The 21,431-nt window shown below is 61.1% G+C and carries 21 protein-coding genes and 2 pseudogenes; 15 read left to right on the top strand and 8 right to left on the bottom strand.

All coding sequences use genetic code 11. The features are described from left to right. Both J8I34_RS30415 and J8I34_RS30410 read left to right on the top strand, forming a co-directional pair. The coding region (locus J8I34_RS30415; RefSeq protein WP_209807896.1) for a hypothetical protein at positions 1-289 on the top strand (289 nt) is incomplete at its 5' end. Between the two features lie 249 nt (positions 290-538). Further along, entirely contained in the window at positions 539-1,189 is a 651-nt protein-coding gene (locus J8I34_RS30410) for a Rossmann-fold NAD(P)-binding domain-containing protein (RefSeq protein WP_209807892.1), read from the top strand. A 29-nt stretch (positions 1,190-1,218) separates the two neighbouring features. Here J8I34_RS30410 and J8I34_RS30405 read toward each other — a convergent pair whose 3' ends face one another. From J8I34_RS30405 to J8I34_RS30385, 5 genes are all read right to left on the bottom strand, one after another. Next, a complete protein-coding gene (locus tag J8I34_RS30405; RefSeq protein ID WP_209807891.1) occupies positions 1,219-2,172 on the bottom strand; it encodes a nucleotidyl transferase AbiEii/AbiGii toxin family protein in 954 nt (317 codons plus the stop codon). Further along, positions 2,169-3,032: a type IV toxin-antitoxin system AbiEi family antitoxin domain-containing protein gene (locus tag J8I34_RS30400; protein ID WP_209807889.1), complete on the bottom strand. Its 864-nt coding sequence runs from the start codon at positions 3,030-3,032 to the stop codon at positions 2,169-2,171. The genes J8I34_RS30405 and J8I34_RS30400 overlap by 4 nt, the downstream gene beginning before the upstream one ends. 395 nt (positions 3,033-3,427) lie before the next feature. Next, positions 3,428-3,640 (bottom strand): hypothetical protein, encoded by a 213-nt coding sequence (locus J8I34_RS30395; RefSeq protein ID WP_209807888.1) that lies wholly within the window; start codon positions 3,638-3,640, stop codon positions 3,428-3,430. Between the two features lie 53 nt (positions 3,641-3,693). Further along, positions 3,694-4,101 (bottom strand): hypothetical protein, encoded by a 408-nt coding sequence (locus J8I34_RS30390; RefSeq protein WP_245176254.1) that lies wholly within the window; start codon positions 4,099-4,101, stop codon positions 3,694-3,696. Positions 4,102-5,756: 1,655 nt separating this feature from the next. Continuing rightward, positions 5,757-6,515 carry an IclR family transcriptional regulator gene (locus tag J8I34_RS30385; RefSeq protein WP_209807887.1) on the bottom strand — a complete coding sequence of 253 codons (759 nt, stop codon included), beginning with the start codon at positions 6,513-6,515 and terminating at the stop codon, positions 5,757-5,759. A gap of 180 nt (positions 6,516-6,695) precedes the next feature. On the opposite strand from J8I34_RS30385, the gene J8I34_RS30380 reads away from it, so the two are divergent. From J8I34_RS30380 to J8I34_RS30330, 11 genes and pseudogenes are all read left to right on the top strand, one after another. Further along, complete coding sequence (locus J8I34_RS30380; RefSeq protein ID WP_209807886.1) at positions 6,696-7,475, top strand: enoyl-CoA hydratase/isomerase family protein; 780 nt, start codon at positions 6,696-6,698, stop codon at positions 7,473-7,475. After that, positions 7,472-9,097 (top strand): acyl-CoA mutase large subunit family protein, encoded by a 1,626-nt coding sequence (locus J8I34_RS30375; protein WP_209807885.1) that lies wholly within the window; start codon positions 7,472-7,474, stop codon positions 9,095-9,097. Before J8I34_RS30380 ends, J8I34_RS30375 begins: the two co-directional genes overlap by 4 nt. Then, complete coding sequence (locus J8I34_RS30370) at positions 9,094-9,510, top strand: cobalamin B12-binding domain-containing protein (RefSeq protein WP_209807884.1); 417 nt, start codon at positions 9,094-9,096, stop codon at positions 9,508-9,510. Before J8I34_RS30375 ends, J8I34_RS30370 begins: the two co-directional genes overlap by 4 nt. Next, entirely contained in the window at positions 9,507-10,634 is a 1,128-nt protein-coding gene (locus tag J8I34_RS30365) for a CaiB/BaiF CoA transferase family protein (protein ID WP_209807882.1), read from the top strand. Before J8I34_RS30370 ends, J8I34_RS30365 begins: the two co-directional genes overlap by 4 nt. Then, positions 10,631-11,578 carry a methylmalonyl Co-A mutase-associated GTPase MeaB gene (gene meaB / locus J8I34_RS30360; RefSeq protein ID WP_209807879.1) on the top strand — a complete coding sequence of 316 codons (948 nt, stop codon included), beginning with the start codon at positions 10,631-10,633 and terminating at the stop codon, positions 11,576-11,578. Before J8I34_RS30365 ends, meaB begins: the two co-directional genes overlap by 4 nt. An 11-nt stretch (positions 11,579-11,589) precedes the next feature. After that, complete coding sequence (locus J8I34_RS30355) at positions 11,590-11,892, top strand: hypothetical protein (RefSeq protein WP_209807877.1); 303 nt, start codon at positions 11,590-11,592, stop codon at positions 11,890-11,892. Between the two features lie 130 nt (positions 11,893-12,022). Further along, complete coding sequence (locus J8I34_RS30350; protein ID WP_209807894.1) at positions 12,023-13,234, top strand: ABC transporter substrate-binding protein; 1,212 nt, start codon at positions 12,023-12,025, stop codon at positions 13,232-13,234. Positions 13,235-13,390: 156 nt separating this feature from the next. After that, positions 13,391-14,491, top strand: coding sequence for an isopenicillin N synthase family dioxygenase (locus tag J8I34_RS30345; protein WP_209807874.1), 1,101 nt, complete (start codon positions 13,391-13,393; stop codon positions 14,489-14,491). A 37-nt stretch (positions 14,492-14,528) separates the two neighbouring features. Next, entirely contained in the window at positions 14,529-15,962 is a 1,434-nt protein-coding gene (locus J8I34_RS30340) for an aldehyde dehydrogenase family protein (protein WP_371748170.1), read from the top strand. A gap of 9 nt (positions 15,963-15,971) precedes the next feature. Then, the gene (locus J8I34_RS30335; RefSeq protein WP_209807872.1) at positions 15,972-16,724 is read left to right on the top strand and encodes a glucose 1-dehydrogenase; all 753 of its coding nucleotides are present in this window, start codon (positions 15,972-15,974) and stop codon (positions 16,722-16,724) included. Between the two features lie 136 nt (positions 16,725-16,860). Continuing rightward, a pseudogene (locus tag J8I34_RS30330) lies at positions 16,861-17,112 on the top strand (nitroreductase family protein); the annotation flags it as partial. A gap of 84 nt (positions 17,113-17,196) precedes the next feature. On the opposite strand, the gene J8I34_RS30325 reads toward J8I34_RS30330, so the two are convergent. Next, the gene (locus J8I34_RS30325) at positions 17,197-18,555 is read right to left on the bottom strand and encodes an MFS transporter (RefSeq protein ID WP_209807871.1); all 1,359 of its coding nucleotides are present in this window, start codon (positions 18,553-18,555) and stop codon (positions 17,197-17,199) included. A 103-nt stretch (positions 18,556-18,658) separates the two neighbouring features. Further along, on the bottom strand, positions 18,659-19,714 hold the full coding sequence (locus tag J8I34_RS30320; RefSeq protein ID WP_209807870.1) for a beta-keto acid cleavage family enzyme: 1,056 nt from the start codon (positions 19,712-19,714) through the stop codon (positions 18,659-18,661). A gap of 459 nt (positions 19,715-20,173) precedes the next feature. Between J8I34_RS30320 and J8I34_RS30315 the strand changes: the two genes are divergently transcribed. Next, positions 20,174-20,443: a hypothetical protein gene (locus J8I34_RS30315; RefSeq protein ID WP_029050012.1), complete on the top strand. Its 270-nt coding sequence runs from the start codon at positions 20,174-20,176 to the stop codon at positions 20,441-20,443. A gap of 226 nt (positions 20,444-20,669) precedes the next feature. Here the strand turns inward: J8I34_RS30315 and J8I34_RS34965 are convergent. Next, positions 20,670-20,923: pseudogene (locus J8I34_RS34965) on the bottom strand (EF-hand domain-containing protein); the annotation flags it as partial. A gap of 191 nt (positions 20,924-21,114) precedes the next feature. Here J8I34_RS34965 and J8I34_RS30310 point away from each other — a divergent pair. Continuing rightward, positions 21,115-21,431: porin (locus tag J8I34_RS30310; protein WP_209807868.1), on the top strand; the 317-nt coding region annotated here is incomplete at its 3' end.

Raw genomic sequence — 21,431 nt, 5'->3', positions numbered from 1 at the left:
GACAGGTGCAAAACGTGTGAAGGACGGCTTGAATTGGTCGTTCTCTCCCGTATTGCGAAAGCCGAAGACCACGGCTTTCGCAACATCAACCGCAAACCTCATTGATCAGCGATTCCCTAAGGTCGATCCCTACACTGCCGGTGCGCGTGCTGCAAAGTACGACACCTACGTCGACGGTGCCAAGGCTGGCAAATTCAACCCCTACGCCGATGGCGCAAAGGCGGGCAAATTCGACGTCAACTCCGACGGCGCCCGCTACGAGTTCTCGATCGACCACATGCCGCTCTGAGGCAGCGAGCCCCGGAAATCGGGGGCATCTAGATACGGCAAAGGGTTACGAGGCGCGCGCCTGTAACCCTTTTTTTCCTTTCCTGGCGTGGTGGACGCGGCTTTGGCATCGGCGAGCTAAGCTCTGGGATACAGAAAGGCCTGCGACCAAGATTCCCACATTATGCGCTGCAGCGCATAACGTGGGAATCCCGGGCCAACCTTCAGCATCAGCTTGACCGGGTTTCCGATCATTACGGAGTATCTGCCAATGGCAAATCGAACAGTCATCATCGCCGGCGCCACTGGCTTGGTTGGCAGAGAGATTCTTAGTGGCTTGTTGGCCGACGTAACGGTGGCCAAGGTACACAGCCTCGGCCGCAGGACACCTGGGATTCAGCATCCCAAACTCACAGCCCATGTCGTCGACTTTGCCGCCCTACCTTCCCTGCCAGCTGCAGACGAGTTGTACCTTGCGCTTGGGACAACAATCAAGGTCGCCGGCAGCCAAGCCGCTTTCCTGGCTATCGACTACGATGCCAATCTGGCGGTGGCGAAGGCGGCATTGATCGCTGGCGTCAAGAAGTTGGGCTTGGTGAGCGCGATGGGAGCCGACTCCAACTCGAAAGTTTTCTACAGCCGTGTGAAGGGGAATCTCGAGAACACGTTGACGCCAATGCCGTTTGAAGGACTGGTCATTTCGCGTCCGTCTCTCCTTGTTGGGAATCGGGAGGCTGTAGGGCAGCCGAAGCGGTGGGGAGAGCAGCTTGGATTTATGTTCAGCAAAGCAGTCGGCTTCCTAATTCCCTCGAACTACAAGCCAATCGAGGCTGCTGACGTTGCAAAAGCTTTGCTGATTGAGGTGCCTCGAGCTACGGGCAAGACGGTTATGCTATCCGGGTCGATGCGCTCCACGAAGTGATTTGCCGCTTTGCGTCTGCGAATAAGTCGTCATTGCGCAGGAACGCGCCGACGCCAGCGCACAGAACTGGCGGCGACGTGCCAGAAGGCGCGCGACGCCGTGGAAGACGCCCGCAGGTCTGGGGCGCGAACAGGTCGGGCTATTCCGGTAGCAGCGACAGCAGCTTGGTGCGAATCACGTCGCCGGCCACAACGGGATCGTAAGAAATTCCGTTCAGCAGCAGGGGGCTCCATATCGGTTCGGAAGCCGGGATCGGCCAGGCAGTCGGCCAGATGCGCTTCAAATTCGGCGCGCGGCACGACGGTGCGTTCCTCACCCATGTAATGCAGGAACGCGTCGATGATCTTCTGTTCGGCAACGCCAGAGGGGGAAGTGATTGCCCGATGCAAGTCGAACAGGTCCCGACCTTTCTGGCGCTGAAAGAGTGCTCGCATCTTCGTGCCCAGCATTTCGTGCAGGTCGTACGAGACGATCTGCGTTTGAAGAGTATCGTCTCGGAACGGAACCGAGAATGGCAGCGATTGCAAGGGGCTGTGTGGAATCCGTTCCGTAACGTTCGCCTCGATCTCGATCGTCAGATTCATTCCAGGCGTTGAAACGGACGGCACCTTGTAAACAACACGGAGAATCTCCGAAGGGCTGGCCAGGTTACGCACGGCGAGCTTCAGCAGGGCCCAGGCCGAGGTATAGCGCGTGCCGAGGATCGGGCGCAGAACTCGCTTGATGGCGGCCTGGAGATGTTCTTTGGGGCGGTCTCCGATCGCGACTAGGTCAATGTCCTCCGAGTAGCGGCATGCCGGCGCCAGATGGACCTTGTGCAGCACCGTGCCACCTCGCATGGCAACCTGCGCTGACAGAAAGTCATCCTCGAAGATCGCGACCATGGACCGGCACAAGAGTAAGTCCTGCTCGACTTGATACAAATTGGGCCACGGCACCACCTGCTGGTGCTCGAGGACGTCCTGTTGGGTGAGTTGGGTCATTCGTTATTGTTGACTGGGTTGGAGTAAGACAGCACCCGGAAGTTGGCTTCAATGGGTAGATGCTGGTCCGGATTGGCGGCGGACCGGCCTTCATGCCGATCGAACCAAACCCATTGCAGGCGGCCCGGGAGGGCCTCCTGAACCAGTTTTGCCTCGCTGTGTAGTTCAAGCTGGGCCAACAGATAGCCCATCCGCTGCAGGTTGGCGGTCTCCGATTCAGCCAGCACGGCCCTCTTGAGATCGGGCTTGCGAATTTGGTGCGACATCCCACGAATGACCTCGATCGCTCGGCTAATGCCGCCGATACGGTCGGCGTAACGAAGGAGGTCCAGGGCAGTCGCTGCGGGGCTACTGACCGCGACCGGGGCAAAGGCTTTCTCAGGGGTAATGGTCGGCGTGGTGGCCACATCGTGCTTGACGAAAAAACGAATGCGCTGCCGGCCCAACACAAGATCCCGCATCGGACGATCTGTGATGACCTGGACTTCCTGTACTGCTTGGTGGTGGGAGCCGAACTCCGCTGCGGCCGACAGTAGGGCAATGTAATAGGGACGCTGCTCCATCTTAAAGAAAGCGTCCAGCCACCAACTTGCTGGCGGCGCCCCCATAGCGCGCTGCTCGGGGCGCACAATGACGAAGAAGTCCTTGCGTGGCGACACCCGTGCAACCTTGTTCGCCAACCGACGAAGCTGGTCCCGGGCGGCCCTCTGGCTCAGGCCTGTTTCGGTGCATAGCTTGGCAATGGAAAAGGTGACGCGACCGCGGGCGGCGAGTTGGTCGACGTAGCGCGCTGCGGCGCCTACCTGACGTTGGCCGGGCAGTTCGGGCAGCTGAGAGGGAGTTTCATTGCGCTGGAGCATTTACATATTGTAGCGTCATATGCTCCAATGTGAAAACCAACGCGGAGCCTAAAAAAGCACTTTATGGAGTCGCTAACAGTACACCGGCGCTCGCCAGCCCAGCAAAGTTCGGTTCGTCCCCATCCTTCCGCTCATCAGGAGACTCTCTGAGGGTTTCCGCCCGTTGCCGTTGGCGGCCTAACGTGAGACAACATGGATCCCAACGAAGTGTGCGTGAGCACGGGATTCGATGGGCGTGCGGGCACGGTAAATGATGGGGGGCTGCGGTCTGGTCCATCGCCAATGTTGCAGGTCGTCGGGTGATGCTGATGGACGTGGCGATCAAACGCGGAGGTCCAGATGTGGAGCGACGGCATTGATGGAACAAGGGGCCCGACGGGCCCCTTGTTGCTGGATCAGAAGTCGTTATCGGCGAGATCGCCAAGGCCATCAGGATGCTCCTGCCGATCTTCGGCCAGCCACTCGGCCAAAGATTGATAGTGTGCAAGCAGACGGTCGCGCAGATCGTCGAGCAGTTCGATCACAGCCCAGGCCTGCGCGGGCGTCCAGTTGGCGTCGATGAACAGGGGCAACCCCTGGGTGATACCGGATGGCTGGTGGAAGGTCATGCTGATGTCTTGGTCGTATTGATGAACGTGGCGGTGATGGCCAACGACGCCACTCACCGCCTGGCACGGCGGCTCTGGGTTGCGCTGTAGATCTCCAGATAGAGCTTCTCGTCGATCTGCGGCAGCTCCCGATGCGCGGCTTGGGCCAGAAGCTCGCCGGCCAGATTCATCAGGATGCGGTAATTGCCGGCGGCGTGTTCGCACAGGGTCTGGCGTAATGGTGTGGTCATCAGCGTGGCGTTGCCAGCGGCGGCCAGCAGGTGGTCCAGGCAAGCCTGCAGCTCGTCGATGCTTGCGCTCTCCAGCGCCAGGCGGCAGCGGATGCGGCTGCCCAGCGGGATCAGGTCCTCGCGGTTGAACTTCTCCGGCAGGCGCGCGTCGCCGGCAAGCACCACGCACAGCAGCAATTGCGAGTCGAAGCGTGCCTGCGCGAGCAGGCGCAACTCCGAGAGGGCCGGCACAGCCATCTCCTGGGCTTCGTCAATGAGGGGTGATCGTCCGAATCGTGCGAAATGTAACGGTGACGGTCCGGAAAGCCGCCTCCAGCAAGGCTTTCCGATTTCGCAGCAATCGAGATATCGGCCCCAACCGCAACCCCTTGAATTGCAAAGACTCTTGGAGCCTGACCGTATCAATCAACACGAAAGGGACGATCACCCCAGAGTACGCGGAGCGAAGTAGCCTGGAAACCTTTGTCACAAGCGGCTTTCCGGGCTGCTAGCGCCAGATTCCGCACCAAAAGTACGATGACCCCTTGATTGAGAGGCCAGCCGACCTGCGGTCGCAGCCAATTGCTCAGCCCGCCGTCGGCGCGCTGACGCTGGAGGCAGGGGCAAAGTCGAAATGGGCCGCGGCATACATGGCATTGCACGTCCAAACCTCTTCGCCGTGCTTATAGAAGGCGACCCATTTACCGTCGCGGCCGCGTGCTCGTTGTCGAGAGTCCTGAGCTAACGAACGCTCTTCAATACTGGGACGCTGGTGGGCGTTGATAGTTTCGTGATCGTGAAACTATGAAAGAGGGGATGGACTCCCGAGCGGTGCAATTGAATTGGATGCAATGAGATTGGCGTATTTTGAAATGCAAGCCATGGGTACCGGCCATCTGCAGAATAATGAGCCAATAGGAACTCATGACGCCTCGTACCCCGGCACTTCGTCCATTCGGTGCGCACGCGAACTGACGAGTTCCTAGAGTCGACCCCAAAATGGCCAGATAACCGGGGTAAGCCGCCATGCGAGCAAGTGCCGTGCGACGTCATCTGGAGCGCCTCGGCATTGCTTGCCACGGGGTCACTACCCATCCAGGGCTCGCTGGTGTGGTCGTCATTAATCAAGACCTGCACGTCTGCATATTCCCTGACGGATGGATGCGTCTTGGGGAGTGGGTCGCACCAGGTCGCTTTCGTTTTGCCCCAGCGACTCGGTCGGTAGACGTGCTGGCCTGGCAGATTCGCCAACGCCTCGTCGCCAGGCCATGACTCTGTGGTTCTGCCGCTTCGGTTTTTTGGGCTGAGCGCAGGGAAGCGTCTCGGCCGCAGTCCGTCTCTTGCCGACCCTTCTGCTCCATTCGGCCGAGTTCACTGAACGGCGCCGTCGGCCGATGAAGAGACTATCGCTGAGATCGCGTGAATGACCGTTCGTCACCCCGCACCGGTCTTTCGGCCCGGGGATCAGATGCTCAAGCAGGATAGTAGTTGCTCACGCGCTGGCCTGCCCCGGGGCAAATCAAGGAGGAGAGTCGCGCCTTCTCGCGGCGCAGTTTCCACGCAAATGTCCTGCGTCTCAGACATGAGCCAAATCAGAGGTGCGCGTAAGCCATAGGTGCTCGGGCCGTCCGCATCAAGTCCCATGGCACTGTCGAGCCTCCCACTCATCGTTTACCCGCCCGCCACAAAATGCAAAAAATATGCCCCGTTCTGTCAACTTGAAGAATCCTGAGGTACTTATGCTCTGCGCATCTGCTACTTAAATGCAAGCGATGAACGAAACGCTACTTCCAACGCCTTTGTACCCCCTCATTCCAGGATGCGACTGGGAACGGCACCCGCCAACATCGGGAGTTTGGTCATAGCCAGGTTGCAGATCGCAATGCGATCCGAGCCTTGTCAGAGCGTCATGGCCCGCTGTCTGATGCCTGCCGCGTCAGGAAACTGCATGTCGCCAGCAGCACCTTGGCGCACTCAGTCAAGCAACCTTCCATGCGATTGCGCGGGCCTGCCACAGCGATCGCCAGAGTTTCGCGGTTCAGCGTAAGGAATGCAGCCACTGCCCACACATCGCTTACGTTCTCACCGCGCGTGACGAAATACCCGGCCCGCCGACTCTCCTGAATTTCCCGGATCAGAGCGTCTGGATCGGTTTTCGTTGCGGAAGTGATGGCGGGCAGTTGCCTGTCTTCAAGCCAGTCGCGCAATTCCTGCTCCTTGACGCCACCAAGCAAGGCTTTGCCGATGGAGCTTGAATGCAATGGTTTGAACTCGCCGGGCTTGGCTGAGTAGCGGATCGCATGCAGTCCTTCAATGACCTGCAGGTAGATCACTGCGTCTCCCTGACGCTTGCCAAGAATCACCGTCTCTCGCGTTGCATCGCGCAACCGCTCAAGCACCGGTGTTGCGCGCTCAAGGAACGGATCCTTCTCGAGGATATCGCGCGCTATGTCATGCATGCGTCGCGTCGGATAAAGGGAGCGAGGGCGCGTAAGCGAATAGAGATAGCCGCGCGCGATCAGGGTCGAAACAATGGCGTGGCAGGTGCTCTTGGGAATATCGACTGCCTCAGCCAGTTCGGTCAGCGACAACGGCCGCTGAGTTGACTTGAATACCTCGAAGATGTCAATCACCCGCTCGATCGCAGTTACCGTTGCTCCGCTCATTGGTCTGTCTCCTCGCCAGTGCCAGATATCCGAAATTCAGCCCGCTGAACAATCCGCCTCGACTTTCGCCGTTCTTGCCGCGTGGTCTTCGTTTGTTCGAAATACGGAACATTGCTTCTTGTTCTCGAACATCTCGGATACTAGCATCAGCGCATAGCAAGTCCAATGAGAAGGGGCATCGTGGAATCAGAACAAGGCATTCTTGTGGAGGAGCGAGCCGGCGGCGCGCTTTGGCTCACGATTCACCGGGCGCACAAGCACAACGCCCTGGCTCGCCCGGTGCTCGCGGCGTTGGCGGAGGCCCTCGCCGAAGCAACGGCACGGGATGACTTGCGCTGCGTGGTCCTGACCGGTGAGGGCGACCGGTACTTCGCGGCGGGCGGAGACCTGCTTGACTTGTCCACCGTGCGTGACAGCGCGGCCACTATTGAAATGAGTGATCAGGCGCGCGCCGCCCTTGATGTCGTGCGCGCGTGCCCATTGCCAGTCATTGCCTACCTTAATGGTGATGCGATCGGCGGTGGTGCCGAACTCGCGCTCGCCTGCGACATGCGAATGCAAGCGGCGCATGCGCGTATCGGCTTCATCCAGGCCAGGCTTGCCATCACGTCTGCGTGGGGAGGCGGTCCGGATTTGTGCCGGACGATCGGAGGCGCGCGCGCCATGCGGATGATGAGTCGATGCGAGCTGATCGACGCACAGCGCGCACTGGAGTGCGGGCTGGCCGATGCAGTCATTGCCGACCGACGCGATGGGAACGATGTCAGGGACTTTCTCGAGCCGTTGCTGGCTTGTTCCCCACAGGTGTTGCGTGGCATCAAGGCGCAGGTAAGCGCATGGCGCACGGGGGAGTCCTATAAGGCGGCACGGACGATCGAGCAACAGCATTTGCTTAAGACCTGGCTTCACGAAGATCACTGGCGCGCTTCGGATAAATTTCTCAGCAAGGGAGCGAAATGAGTAACGCCGACAACAGCACGGTGTCCAGCATCGCGGATCCGGTGCTTCGACAGGTCAGTCAGAGCGGCATCGAGGTTCCCGCGAGCGTGGACAGCGCGGCCGTCGATCCCAGCAGAATCGGGAGCCCCGGTACGTATCCGTTTACGCGCGGCATCTTTCCGGACGGCTATCAGGGCCGCCTGTGGACGATCCGCCAGTACTCGGGTTTCGGTACCGCGGAGGAATCCAATGAGCGCTACAAGTTCCTGCTTGCACAGGGGCAGACCGGACTATCGGTGGCGCTTGATCTGCCGACACAGTGCGGTTTCGATCCGACCCACCCGATGGCCAAGCCGGAGATCGGCAAGGTTGGCGTATCGCTGTCCAACCTGAGTGAGGCAGAGATCCTGTTTCAGGGCCTGGATCTGTCAAGAATCTCGACTTCGTTCACCATCAACGGCACGGCCGCGATCATCTACGCGATGTATCTGGCCGTTGCGGACAAGCAGAATGTTCCTCGCAGCAAGCTTACCGGGACAATCCAGAATGACATCTTGAAGGAGTACGTGGCACGCGGTACCTGGATATTCCCGGTCCGGCCGTCCATGCGGCTCATTGCGGACACGATCCTCTACTCGAACGAAGTCTCGCCACGCTTCAATCCCATCAGTATCGCTGGCGCCCACGTTCGCGATGCGGGGGCTACCGCGGTGGAGGAGATGGCCTACACGCTGGCCAATGGCCTCGCCTATGTCGATGAGTTGCGCGCCCGTGGCGGCGACGTGGAGAAGTTCGCTAAGCGCCTTTCGTTTTTCTTCTACGTGCATATGGACTTCTTCGATGAGATCGCGAAGTTCCGCGCGGGCCGACGGTTGTGGGCCAGACTCATGAGGGAGTGCTATGGCGTCAAGGATCCCAAGGCGCAGCACTTTCGATTTGGTGTGGTGTGTGGCGGCTCATCGCTGGTGGCGCCACAACCCTATAACAACGTGGTCCGCGTTGCCGTGGAAACCATGGCCGCCGTCTTTGGGGGCGCGCAGTCGATCTTTACCTGCGCGTTTGATGAGGCGTTCCAGATTCCCACCGAGTTCTCAGCGGAACTGGCTGTGCGCACGCAGCAGATCATTGCCTACGAAAGCGGCATCGGCCGCACGGTCGATCCGCTAGGCGGCAGCTACTTCCTGGAGCAGCACACGGACAGGATGGAGCAAGAGATCCTCAAGGTCATGGAGGAGATCGATGCCTACGGCGGTGTCATCCGCGCCATTGAGGACGGCTGGATCCAGTTGCGACTGGCTGAACGCGGACTTGAGCGCAAACTCGACACGGACTCAGGGCACAACGTGATCGTTGGCCAGAACTATTTCAAGAAGGAGGACGAGGAAATCCGGGTGGGTGAGGTGTTCACACTGGACCCGACCGTAGCGGAGCGTGCCCTGGAGAAGTTCCAGCGCGTCCTCGATACGCGCCAGCAGTCAGCAGTGGACAAGTCGCTGGCCAGGCTCTCCGATGCAGCGGCGAAGGATAACGAAAACGTCATGCCCTACCTGGTGGAGTGCTGTCATGCCTATGCCACCGTCGGCGAGATGGTGGCCAGCCTGAAAAAGCAGTGGGGAGAATTCAAGGAGCCCGTAAATCTATGAGTACCCTGCAAGCGACTGCCGCGCTCGTCGGCAAGCGGATACTGATCGGCAAGCCTGGTCTCGATGGCCATGACATTGGCGCCAAGATCATCGCCCTTACCCTGCGCAATGCCGGGGCGGAAGTGATCTACACGGGCTTGCGGCGCAGTCCGTTGCAGATCGCGCAGGTTGCCGTGGACGAGGGCGTGGACGCGGTCGGGCTGAGCATTCTGTCGGGCAGCCACAAGGAGCTGGTGGCAGAGGTCATTGAGCAGTTGAGGGAGTTTGGCGCGAGCGACGTCAAGGTGTTCGTCGGCGGCACGATTCCCGCTGAAGATCATCCCATGCTGCGCGAACTGGGGGTGTCTGCGGTGTTCACGGCCGATATGCCGCTGGACCGCGTTGTCAGCACGCTGAGCCGGAGCCTCTCATGAGCGGGCCGCTGGCAGGGACCCGCGTGGTCGAGGTGGGGCATATGCTCGCCGGGCCGTACTGTGCGCTGATGCTGGGCGACATGGGGGCCGAGGTCATCAAGATCGAAACACCGGAAGGGGATATCGGGCGCACGGTCAGTCCGCATTTTGTCGGCCCGCACAATGCCTACTTTGCCAGCCTCAATCGTAACAAGAAGAGCGTGGTCCTCGATCTCGCCAGCGATGCGGGGCGCGCGGAACTTGTTCAGATCCTTCGCACATCCCACGCGCTTGTCACCAACCTGCGCCCTTCGGCCATCCACAAGCTCGGCCTTACCTACGAGGCACTGCGCCAATGGAATGAGCGCCTCGTTTGCGTAGCACTGACTGGCTATGGGCTGGATGGTCCTTACTCCGACAATCCCGCTTACGACTACGTGATTCAGGCGATGACGGGGGTCATGGCACTGACCGGTGATCCGTCAGCGCCGCCTACCAAGGCGGGCTACTCCGCGGTGGACAACTCCGCCGGGCTGGTGGCGGCCATGGGCCTGCTGGCCAAGCTCGTGCAAGGGCAGGGCGGGCAAGTCGACGTGGCGATGTATGACGTGATGCTGTCACAGCTCAACTACCTGGCGAGCGCCGCCCTGAATGCTGGCGAAATCGTTGAGCGGCTGGCGCATTCATCTCACCCATATCTGGTTCCTGCGCAGATTTTCCCAACGGCCGACGGATGGCTCACACTGTTTATTACCCACGACAGGTTCTGGAAGACATTCTGCGATGAGGTCGGCAGCCGGGACTGGATCACTGATCAGCGATTCGCCACCATGGACGGCAGGCGAAGGCACCGTACCGAGGTCATCGCTGCCATCAGCGAGGTCCTTCGCACTGCTCCGGCGGCACAATGGGTGCAGCGACTCGGACCCCGGGGCATTGTCGTATCGGAAGTGGGTACGTTGAACGATGCGTTGCGCAACGACATCACGGCGGCGCGCTCGCTGGTCGTCACGTTAGGCGATGGCAGCCTGCCACTGCGCGCGGTGGCCAGTCCGCTGCGCTTCTCTGGCTTCACGCCGGTCTATGGCATGCCACCGTTGCTTGACGAGCATCGTGACGAAGTCCTGGGCAAGGTCGCCGCATGAAGAAGCCGCCCCTCGACCGCCGCGCCCTGGGCCGCGCGCTGACGCAAATCGCGAATGCCGACATGCGCGAACTCGCGCAGCGGCCGCAACGCGAAGCGCTGGCGACGGCGCGCCGGATCGGTATCACTGGCGCACCCGGTGCGGGGAAGAGCACGCTGCTGGGGCACCTTGCGCTGGAGCGAATCCAGGGGGGGCGCATCGGCGTCCTCGCCGTCGACCCGAGCAGCCCAAGATCCGGTGGCGCGATTCTCGGCGACCGCGTGCGCATGGACGAACTCGAGGGCAGCTCGGAACTCTTCATCCGCTCGCTCGGTTCGCGCAGGACTTCCGACGGCCTGGCCGACAACCTTTCCGAAATGCTGGATGCCATGGACGCGTTCGGATTCGACGAAGTGCTGCTGGAAACTGTCGGCGTGGGCCAGACGGAGTACGCGGCGCGAGTCCAGGTCGACACGCTGGTATTGGTGCTGCTGCCGGAGAGCGGGGATACGGTACAGGCGATGAAGGCCGGCATCATGGAGATGGCTGACATCTTTGTAATCAACAAGTCCGATCTTTCCGGCGCGCAGCGGATGGCCACGGATATCAGGCGCATTGCCGCCCTCAGCGAGCATGCCGAGGGCGCCTGGATTCCGCCTGTGTTGTTGACCTCCGCCACTCGCCCCGATTCGATTCGCGAGTTGTCCGAGGCGATCGACCGGCATCAGGGATGGCTGAACACTTGCTCCCGGCAACAGCTTCTGCGCGAGCAGCGTGCCCGCTACCGGCTGAGGCGCCTGATCGAGGCGCGTATTGCCGATGCGATCGGGCGTCAGGATGCGGATTTCCTGAAATTGCCGCTCGAACAGCAGGTGAATCACATTGCCCGGCTTGTCGGGCAGACCGCGCGCAGCCTAAATGGTGCCGCCATGACGGGGCAGGCTTGCCACGCCGAACAACAATGAATGAGTTATCCATGTCTCGCGCCAGGATCCGACTGCAAAAGAGGGCGGTACTTCTGGGCACGCAGCTGTCCGCGTCGGAAGCCGACATCACTGAAGCGCGCCGCGCCGCGCTTCAGTTGCTGCGACACAGCGTGAAATTCGGACACCGTCGCCTCGCGGTGGTCCGATTGCTGGATGCCGTGAAGCTGAATGCAGTCGTTGATGACGAGCTGTGGGATTACTGCGAAGGTGCCGAAGCCGACTTTGCAAATCTTGGCCAGATTCGGGCGCTCCGGGCGATGTGTCGATCAGGTACGGCACGGCAATTGGGCTAGGCGGTGGCAATCAGGCGCTGTGTCATGTGGCGGACCACAAGGCAGGCGAATGGACTCGTGAGCTGTGCATTCCGGGCGGGCAACTCTCCCCGGGAATCCATCAACGGAGGACTGCATGCGTAAACCTTCTATGCGCTTATCACCGTGCGGGATCGCGGTGTGGCTTGCCGCCGCGGCACTGGCGTCTTCCGCTCCGGCCATCGGGCAGGTCAGCGGCGATGTCATAAAGATCGGCGTCCTGGCAGACATGTCTGGCCTGTATGCGGACATGGGAGGCAAGGGAATTGTCGAAGCCGTCAGGATGGCGATTTCCGATGCGGGTGGGAAAGTTGGCGGCAGGAAGGTAGAGCTTGTATTTGCCAATCATTCAGGCAAGCCGGATGTGGCAGCGACCCAGGCGCGGGAGTGGTTGGACCGGCAAGGCGTGGACATGGTGATCAGCGGGCCGAGCTCAGGCACCAGCCTTGCCATCGCGAAGGTGGCCGCCGAGAAGCACAAGCCAGTCATGATCACCGGAGGTGTTGCCGCGCAACTGACCAACGAGGAATGCACACCTTATACCGTCCACTACCTCTATGACACGGTCGCGCTGGCGAGAGGAACCGGCGCGGCCATGACCCGGCAAGGCGGGAAGTCCTGGTACTTCCTGACCGTCGACTATGCGTTCGGCAGCTCGCTTGAGAAGGAAACCACAAAGGTTGTGGTTGCGAACGGTGGCAGGGTGCTTGGCAGCGTCCGCCACCCACTGTCAGCCTCTGATTTCTCGTCCTTCCTGCTGCAGGCGAAGGCATCGGGCGCGCAAATCCTTGGATTGGCCAACGGCGGTGGCGACACCATCAATTCGATCAAAGCCGCCAGGGAGTTTGGTATCACGCGCGACATGAAGCTCGCGGGGCTGATGCTGTTTCTGACCGACGTGCATGCGCTGGGGCTGGACGTGACGCAGGGGATCACGCTGACCGAAGCGTGGTACTGGGATCAAAGCCCGGAGTCACGAAAGTGGAGTGCCAGGTTCCAGGAAAGCATGAAGAAGATGCCGACGAGCATGCAGGCTGCCAGCTATTCGGCAGCGCGTCACTATCTTGCGTCGGTCAAGGAGATCGGCACCGATGATCCCGACCGGGTCATGGCCCAGATGAAGAGCCGGAAGGTCAACGACATGTATGCCGAGAACGGCTACGTGCGCGCAGACGGTCGCATGATCCACGACCTGCGCCTGATGGAGATCAAGCGGCCGTCCGAGTCCAGGCAGCCGTGGGACTACTACAAGCCAGTGCAGATCATCCGTGGCGAAGAAGCGTTCACGTCGCGGGAGGAATCCACATGCGCCGTCTGGAAGTGACAGGCGAGGCATCGGCAACCGGCCGTTCAGGGGAACACCCCTGGCAGTTCTGATTTCGCAAGACGCCCCAGAAGAAGCGCCGGCCAGCGAAGCCGGCGAGCCGGAGCAGTACCAACCACCACCAACACCGGATGGACTAATCAGGAGACATTGATCATGCCAACTCTGCCACTCCGTGCCTCGGCGCACTCACTTCAGGTCGAGCCGTCAGCCGCCGTTCGAGAGGTTATCGCTCGTGGAACCGATCTTCCGATCCTGGACGTGGGACCGTACCTGGCCGGCGAACCCGGTGCCCTTGAGCAACTGGGCGCGGACATCAGGATGATTCAGGAGAACCTGGGGTTTTTCGCGATCGTGAATCACGGCATCCCGCAGGCCCTGATCGACGAGTCATTCCGCCAGACCGCGAGATTGTTCGAGATCCCGATGGAGGAAAAGCTGAAGCACCGCGTGGGCTACCACCACCAGGGCTACCTCCCGCCGAAAGCCTCGATACTGCAGTCGAGCGCGATCATGGACAAGATCGCGCTCAATACCAAGAAGGATACCAATTCGGCCTGGCTGTTCATGCGGAACCGGACGGCCGACGATCCGAAAGTGCGGGCCAATGTCCGCCATCGTGGCCTGAACCAATGGCCAGAAAGCCTGCCCGAATTTCGCGAGGCACTGCACACCTATCAGCTCTCGATGGAAAAGCTGGCGCTGCGCCTGCTGCCGATGTATGCGCGGGCGCTGGAGCTTCCTGCCGGCTATTTCGACGAAATGTTCAAGGCGCCGGAATACTATCAGCGGTGCGCTTACTACCATCCCGAGGAACACATGGAAGAGGGCCAGTATGCCCTGGCCCCGCACTCGGACGGCAGTTTCTTGACGCTGTTGCCGATGACGCCCGTGCCGGGCCTGCAAGTCATGACGCCGTCGAAAGAGTGGCTCAGTGTCAGCTATGTCAAAAATGCGCTTATTGTCAACACCGGGCAGATCCTGAATCGGCTTTCCAATGACCGTTTCATCGCGACGCCCCATCGCGTGGTCAACCCGCCGACCAAACGCTATGCGTTGACCTTCTTCTTCTATCCCGATGACGACGCCAATGTCGGCCCTATCCCCGAATGTGTGGGACCGGGCGAGACGCCGAGGTACGACTCGCGAACGTTCTACGACTTCTTTGTTCCCTATCTGGACGACCTCTATCACTACAACGACAAGGCGTTCATGCAGGAGGTGGAGTCGCCCGATGCGCGTCAGGCCAACGCCTGAGCACTCGTCGTTGACTCAATTTTCCAGGGAGCAGCCAGTGAAGACGATATTGATTGGCGGAACATGGGTCGGTGCCGCGGACGGTTGCCGGATCGACGTCACCGATCCATGTACCGGGGCGGTGTTCACACAGATCAGCCGGGGCGGTGCCGAGGACGTAGACCTCGCAGTGAAAGCGGCACGCTCCGCGCTTGATGGCGCGTGGGGAAGCCTGACAGCCACCGAGCGGGGCCGGATCCTGCAGCGTCTTGGCCAGCTCATCCTGGAAAACGGCGAAGAGCTGGCCCGGATCGAGGCAAGGGATACGGGCAAGCCAATGACGGCCGCGCGTATGGACGCGAAGGCCGTGGCGCGCTACTTCGAGTTCTATGGCGGCGCCGCGGATAAGGTCCATGGGCAGACGATTCCGTACCTCGATGGTTACAACGTCAGCGTGGTTCGCATTCCGCATGGCGTCACCGCCCACATCATCCCGTGGAATTATCCGGCGCAGATGATGGGGCGTACGCTCGCTCCGGCATTGGCGATGGGCAATGCCGCGGTGCTGAAGCCGTCCGAGGATGCCTGCCAGAGCGCGATCAGGCTCGGTGAACTGGCCATGGAGGCGGGATTGCCGCCAGGCGCGCTGAATATTGTCACGGGCTATGGCGCGGAGGCCGGCGCCGCCCTGACTTCGCACCCGGGTATCAACTTCGCCACCTTCACAGGTTCGCCGGAAGTCGGTGCGCTGGTACAGCGTGCCACTGCGGACAATCACGTGCATTGCGCCCTCGAACTTGGCGGCAAGTCTCCGCAGATTGTCTTTGACGACGCGGATCTGGACAAGGCAGTTCCGATCATCGTCAAGGCCATCGTACTGAACGCCGGGCAGACCTGCTCCGCGGGCAGCCGGCTGCTGGTGCAGCAGGGCATCTACGACCGCTTCGTTGGCAGGGTGGCAGAGAGCTTTGCAGCCGTGAAGGTCGGCACGCCGGAGATGGACCTGGATTGCGGGCCCATCATCAACGAGCGCCAGTACAGACGCGTGAAGGCATTCGTGGATGAGGCCCTTGCGACGGGCGTGCCTCTGATTGCAAAGGGAGAGCTGGCGCCTGAACTGCCCCCTGGCGGGTTCTTCGCACCCCCTATGCTGTTCGGGCCAGTGCCACGTGATCACTCGCTTGCTAGCCGGGAGGTCTTTGGCCCTGTTCTGTCGGTCATGCCGTTTGCGAATGAAGAGGATGCCGTCGGGCTGGCCAATGCAACGGAGTACGGCCTCGTTGCCGGCGTCTGGACGGAAAACGGCAGTCGGCAGATGCGGGTGAGTCATCGTATCCAGAGCGGTCAGGTATTCATCAATTGCTACGGCGCGGGCGGCGGGGTCGAACTGCCCTTTGGCGGTGTGAAAAAGAGCGGACACGGCCGCGAAAAGGGGATGGTCGCGCTTGATGAGATGAGCACCATCAAGACCATTGTGCAGCACTACAAATAGGAGACGAGCATGTCGAGACTAGCGAACCATGTTGCCATTGTTACCGGAGCCGGAAGCGGATTCGGCGCAGAGATCGCGCGTGCCTTCATCAGGGAGCAGGCCAGGGTTGTTCTGGTCGATATCAATGCCGATCCGGTGCGAAAGCTTGCAGATGCGCTGGGCCCGAACGCGAGTGCGATGGCTTGCGACGTGACGCAGGCCAGCCAGATTAAAGCCGTGGTACGGCACTGTGCGGATACCTTCGGCATTCCGGACATCGTCGTCAATAACGCGGGGACGACCCATCGGAACCAGTCGATGCTCGATGTTGACGAAGACATCTTTGATCGCGTCTTTGCCGTCAATGTCAAATCGATTTACCACATGGCGCGTGCGGTTGTGCCATTGATGAAGCAACGCAAAAAGGGGGTGATCCTGAATGTGGGATCGGTCGGCAGCATCCGGCCGCGGCCGGGGCTGACGTGGTACAACGGCTCGAAAGGGGCGGTGAGCGTGATTTCAAAGTCGATGGCGGTCGAGCTGGCTGCCGACAGTATCCGCGTCAATGTAATCTCTCCGGTGATGTCCGCCACTGCGCTTCTGCAGGATTTCATGGGGGTTCCAGATACCCCGGAGAACCGGGCCCGCTTTGTTGCCACCATTCCGCTCGGGCGAATGTGCGACCCGGCGGATGTCGGGAATGTGGCAGTGTTCTTGGCGAGTCCGGAAGCGCGGTTCCTGACGGGGGTCGAAATGCCGGTGGATGGGGGGCGCTCAGTCTGATCGTGTCTGCGGAGGCTGGCCTGGCTCCGCGCACGAGGACCAGGATGATGCGCAGGTCGGCCATCAGGATTGACGCTTCATCCAGGAAGCCTTGGGTAACCGCAACCCTGCAACCCTACCCGAGGCTATTCAAGCCATGCGCCCGTTTCGCTATAGTGACAGAGAAATCGAAGCCGTCTATCGCGTTATCCGCGAACGGCGCGACATGCGCCACTTCCGGCCAGATCCGCTGGACGCTGCTGTTCTGGAACGTTTGCTACAGGCCGCGCATCTTGCCCCCAGCGTCGGCTTCATGCAGCCCTGGCGGTTCATCCGCATCACGGATCGTGGTCTGAGAGAACGCGTGCACGCTTTGGTCGACGCCGAACGTCAGCAAACTGCGCACTCGCCCACGGGTTGGCGTCCCCGAGGGAATGGCGCGGGGTCCTCAAATGGACATCCTTTGAATCCGGTTGACAAGGGAAAAGTCGTGTCAGGCCGGGGCGCGCTCGGAGGCGCGTTCCAGCTCGTTCTGCTGCTCTGCGAGACCCAGGTCCCGATGGTAGTTCCGTCCCGCCAGGAGGAACAATGTGGCAGCGGCAAGCGAAACCAGCGGCACCACCTGCAGTGCGCCCAGGAGACCGATGCGGTCGGCGAGCACGCCGGTGAGGAAAGGCGCCGGTGCGGCACCGAGCAGGTTGTTGGCCAGGGTCAGCGTGGCCAGCGCGGTCGAATGAATGGCAGGCCGCGCCAGATTGGCGACCATCGCGCCGGCGGGCCCCCAGGTACCAGCCGCCACCAGCACGCCTCCGGCGATCAGGAGCAGTTGCGCATTGCCCGGGGCGAGCCGCAGGCCCGCAATCAGCAACACACAGGAGAGCAGGCAATAGGCAATGGCGAGCGTCACCTTGCGCCCCGGCGCCTTGCGGCTGACCCAGTCGGTCAGGATGCCGCACAGGGTCATGCCTACGCCGCTGACGATTAGCAGCACCGCCGCGGCCAGCGCGGACTTGTCGGGTGCCATGCTGTAGTAGCGGTTTAGGTAGCTCGGCATCCAGGCCACGATGGCGAATACCGTGAAGAGTTGCAGGCCACTGCCCAGATAGGCAAATACCAGTGAAGGCGCCCCGAACACCGCGCGCAGCGTGGCGGGGAGCGGCAGACGGCCGCGGCCCGTGGTGCGCGCGTTGGCCGCCATCGCCACCGCGCCGGCATGGGTATGCCGGGCTAGCCTGCGCTCGGTCACGATCAGCGCATAGAACAGCGCCACTACGAGGCCGAACAGCGCCATGGCAACAAAGGCTGCGCGCCAGCCGAAGTGCGTGGCAACCACACCGCCCAGCGCCATGCCGAGCACAGCCCCGAACATACCGCCCGAGGTGAAGGCGCCGGTCAGGGTGGCACGCATCGAAGCAGGGAAGGCGCTCAGGATCACCGCCAGGCCCACGCTGCCGTAGGCGGCTTCGCCCACGCCGACGAAGAAACGTGCCGCCATCATGTGTCCGTAGTTAGCGGCGAGCCCGCACGCCAGTGTGCTTACGCTCCACAGTAGCGCCATGACGGCAAGACTTTTCACGCGGCCCCAACGGTCCGCCAGCAGCGAGAACGGCAGGGTCAGCAGCCCCACCATCAGCGCGACGACGCCGCTCAGTGAGCCAAGCTGGCCATCGGTCAGGCCCCACTCCAGCTTCAGGTGTGGGAAAACAGCATTTAACACCTGCCGCGACATATAGTCGGACATCAGCAGTGCAAAGATTAGGGTGAATACCACCCACGCATAAACGGTGGAGCGCGTCTTGCTGACGGTGTGATCCGCAACTGCGCTGGCTGCCTCGGTAAAAGTCTGTCCCATTAGGTTCTCGTGTGGTCTGGTGCCGCGATGATGATTGATCTGGCTCGCGTGGCGGGCACGGCCGGAAATATGTCCGGCTGCGCCCGAAGCCGTGGCAGACGTGTCAGGCTGCGCGCTGCGGCAGGTTCTTCGGCCCGGCCTTGCGGTTGGGCGCCATGCCGTGCGCAGCAAGGGTTTCCTCGGCGCTGTCGTACCAGGTGCCGATGCGGTAGATCTCGCGCGCTTCCTTGCCCGAGGCAATCTCGCGGCCCAGTTCCCTGGCCACGCGGACGCACTGTTCGATCTGCTGCACCGAAGTCATGCGGTTGCCGTGCTGGTCGATGATGGTGTCCTCGATGCCGCAGCGCGGGTGCAGGCCCATGGACATGGCCATCATGTTGAACGGCAGCACGTTCTTCAGCAGCGATTCCGCGGTCAGCGTGCAGCCGTCCGGCGCGCGGTGGATGAAGTTGAAGAAGTTGAACGGGTTGGGGCCGTCGAAGCCGCCGCCGATGCCGATCCAGGTCAGGTTCAGCGGGCCCATGTAGGTGCCGTTGCGAACCAGGCGCTCCAGCGTTTCCAGCGCGTGAATGCCGGTGAGCTGGAAGTGCGGCTGGATGCCGGCGGCCGACAGGCGGCGCAGGTGCTCGGCCACCCATTGCGGGCCAGCCGGCACGGTCATCTCGCTGTAGGCCGCCTGGTAGGCCGGGTTCTCGAGCGACGTACCCTTCAGGTATTCGGGGTACAGCAGCTCCATGATGTTCATCTGCGTGGTGTTGATCGCCACGGTCACCTGGTCGGGCTTCGGTGTCAGTTCGGCCAGCATGTGGCGGGTGTCGTCCGACAGCCACTTGGCGGCCTCGCCATCGCTTTCGGGGGCGAACGAGATCGAGCCGCCGACCTGGATGATCATGTCGGGCACCGCGGCGCGCACGCCGGCGATCAGTTCGTTGAACTTCGACAGGCGCTTGGAGCCCTTGCCGTCCAGTTCGCGCACGTGCAGGTGCAGCACGGTGGCGCCGGCGTTGTAGCAGTCCACGGCTTTTTGCACCTGTTCTTCCATGGTGACCGGAATATCTTCCGGGAAATCCTCGGGCATCCACTCCGGACCATAGGGGGCCACGGTGATAACGACCTTGTCCTGGTTCTCGGGATGCAGCGAATCGTCGAGGAATTGCACGTCTTACTCCTTGCAAAGGTACAGCGAAATCAAATGGGCTTCGGGGCACAAGATCTCAGAACGCACTCGCCGATGATCGCGGCTCGTCACGGTCGGCCTTCAGGGTCGTCGGTGAAATGCGTGGTGATAGCCACTGCCGCGGCGCCCACCCATTAGGTCAGCCGCCGCCCTTGTCACTAAGGTAGGCGGGAAGGAGCCGCGCTGCTTTGCATCGCTTTCCTTAAACTTGACAGTTCATGCCAAAGCTTTACCAGTGCAGGAAGCGACATACGAATGCCAGCAGCCTGCGAAGTCCCGCCAACAGGAGGCGATTCGCCGACTTCCTTTTCGAAGGCCAGTAAGCCACCTAGAATGCGCACATGGCTTCCGGCTCTCGACCTGCGACCTCTGAGCACGACGCTCGGGCAATTCCATAAAGTCATCCGGAAGGTCCAGGCCCACGCAAGGAGGGGTGTGAAAATGGTCGAATTGAAAAACGGACTTTGGAGCCAGACCAGCAGAGTGCTGGTCATGGCCGGGCTTCTGGCGCTATCGGGCGCTGCCCCGGCGACCGAGCAGTCGCAGCAGCGCCAACAAGGCAGAAATGCAAACCAGGCGGCCAAACAGGAGGCGCGTTCGGGCAAGGTCGACTGCCGGGCGGAAAACCAGAAGAGCAACGCTGAGTGCCGGCAGGACAAGCGCGACACGAAGCAGGATGGCCGTCAGGAAAAGCGGGACACCAAGTACTAAAGAGCCGTATCGGTCGACCGCCGTGCCCGCCAGCAGCGTAGCTGCCCTGCGCCGCCAATGCCGTGGGCTGGGCCGGGACTAGCGGTCTCCCTAAAGCGCTTGCCGTTGCCTTACGGGTAGGTGCGCTTTTTATCTTAGTCTCGATGAGGTCATGCGGGACCACTGCGGGCGGGAGATATGGCTCGAATTCTCCCGCTCCCTCATCTTATGAGAATGTGCAGCGCCTTCAGTTCCAGATCGGATCTTCCTTCTGCATCTGGTCCTTGGTCTTCTTCATCCAGTAGGAACCGATCTGGCGCTCAGTGACATAACCCTGCTTTTTTACGTCGATATTGTCGAAATTTCGTAAACCTTTGGCATTCCCGCCTGAGCTTCGTCGCGAGTCAGCTTGCCGTTATGATCGGCTGCCTAGAAGCGCTCGGCAATCAGAGTCTTGGCCTGGGCCGTAGTCGGAGGCGCTGCAGGAACGTCGGAGAGCGCTTCGCTGGCGACTGTTGCAACCGGCCGACATTGTTTTTCCGTTTCGAGCGTTTCAACTCATCGGATGTTGGCGGAGAACGAATTACGCTCCTATGCTCGAACAGGTTGCCTGGCAGCGTGCTGTAAGGCCAGCCATCCAGAATGAAGTCGTGGTTGAACCACCAAGAAAAAAGAAAGAGAGGAGAGCGGGCATGGCACTGAAAAAAATGGCCTTGGTGTCATTGCTGGGATGGCCGCTGGCAACTGTTGCGCAGTCAAGCGTCACGCTGTACGGCGTGATCGACGCCAACCTGGAATACGTCAACCACGCGGGCGTCGTGCCGACGGCGGCCAATGGATTCAATCCTGGACCGGGCAACGATGTTTACCGACTGACTTCGGGAGGGCTATCCGGCTCCCGCTGGGGCCTGCGCGGCAACGAGGACCTGGGCGGCGGCATCAAGGCTCTCTTCGTGCTCGAAAGCGGCTTCGGCATCGACAACGGCTTGTCGCAGCAAAGCGGCCGGCT

It is taken from the genome of Cupriavidus phytohabitans (assembly GCF_017815025.1).
In the GTDB taxonomy this organism is placed as follows: Bacteria; Pseudomonadota; Gammaproteobacteria; order Burkholderiales; family Burkholderiaceae; genus Cupriavidus.
Note: the sequence above shows the minus strand (reverse complement) of the source record. Positions and strands in the feature narration are given on the sequence as shown.

What these genes read in the sequence shown, in the direction of transcription:
- J8I34_RS30400 (WP_209807889.1), bottom strand. Translation starts at nt 3,032, where the DNA reads ATGCTCCAGCGCAATGAAACTCCCTCTCAGCTGCCCGAACTGCCCGGC.
- J8I34_RS30355 (WP_209807877.1), top strand. Translation starts at nt 11,590, where the DNA reads ATGTCTCGCGCCAGGATCCGACTGCAAAAGAGGGCGGTACTTCTGGGC.
- J8I34_RS30395 (WP_209807888.1), bottom strand. Translation starts at nt 3,640, where the DNA reads ATGACCTTCCACCAGCCATCCGGTATCACCCAGGGGTTGCCCCTGTTC.
- J8I34_RS30315 (WP_029050012.1), top strand. Translation starts at nt 20,174, where the DNA reads ATGGTCGAATTGAAAAACGGACTTTGGAGCCAGACCAGCAGAGTGCTG.
- J8I34_RS30375 (WP_209807885.1), top strand. Translation starts at nt 7,472, where the DNA reads ATGAGTAACGCCGACAACAGCACGGTGTCCAGCATCGCGGATCCGGTG.
- J8I34_RS30385 (WP_209807887.1), bottom strand. Translation starts at nt 6,515, where the DNA reads ATGAGCGGAGCAACGGTAACTGCGATCGAGCGGGTGATTGACATCTTC.
- J8I34_RS30335 (WP_209807872.1), top strand. Translation starts at nt 15,972, where the DNA reads ATGTCGAGACTAGCGAACCATGTTGCCATTGTTACCGGAGCCGGAAGC.
- J8I34_RS30345 (WP_209807874.1), top strand. Translation starts at nt 13,391, where the DNA reads ATGCCAACTCTGCCACTCCGTGCCTCGGCGCACTCACTTCAGGTCGAG.
- J8I34_RS30365 (WP_209807882.1), top strand. Translation starts at nt 9,507, where the DNA reads ATGAGCGGGCCGCTGGCAGGGACCCGCGTGGTCGAGGTGGGGCATATG.
- meaB (WP_209807879.1), top strand. Translation starts at nt 10,631, where the DNA reads ATGAAGAAGCCGCCCCTCGACCGCCGCGCCCTGGGCCGCGCGCTGACG.
- J8I34_RS30325 (WP_209807871.1), bottom strand. Translation starts at nt 18,555, where the DNA reads ATGGGACAGACTTTTACCGAGGCAGCCAGCGCAGTTGCGGATCACACC.
- J8I34_RS30405 (WP_209807891.1), bottom strand. Translation starts at nt 2,172, where the DNA reads ATGACCCAACTCACCCAACAGGACGTCCTCGAGCACCAGCAGGTGGTG.
- J8I34_RS30350 (WP_209807894.1), top strand. Translation starts at nt 12,023, where the DNA reads ATGCGCTTATCACCGTGCGGGATCGCGGTGTGGCTTGCCGCCGCGGCA.
- J8I34_RS30370 (WP_209807884.1), top strand. Translation starts at nt 9,094, where the DNA reads ATGAGTACCCTGCAAGCGACTGCCGCGCTCGTCGGCAAGCGGATACTG.
- J8I34_RS30410 (WP_209807892.1), top strand. Translation starts at nt 539, where the DNA reads ATGGCAAATCGAACAGTCATCATCGCCGGCGCCACTGGCTTGGTTGGC.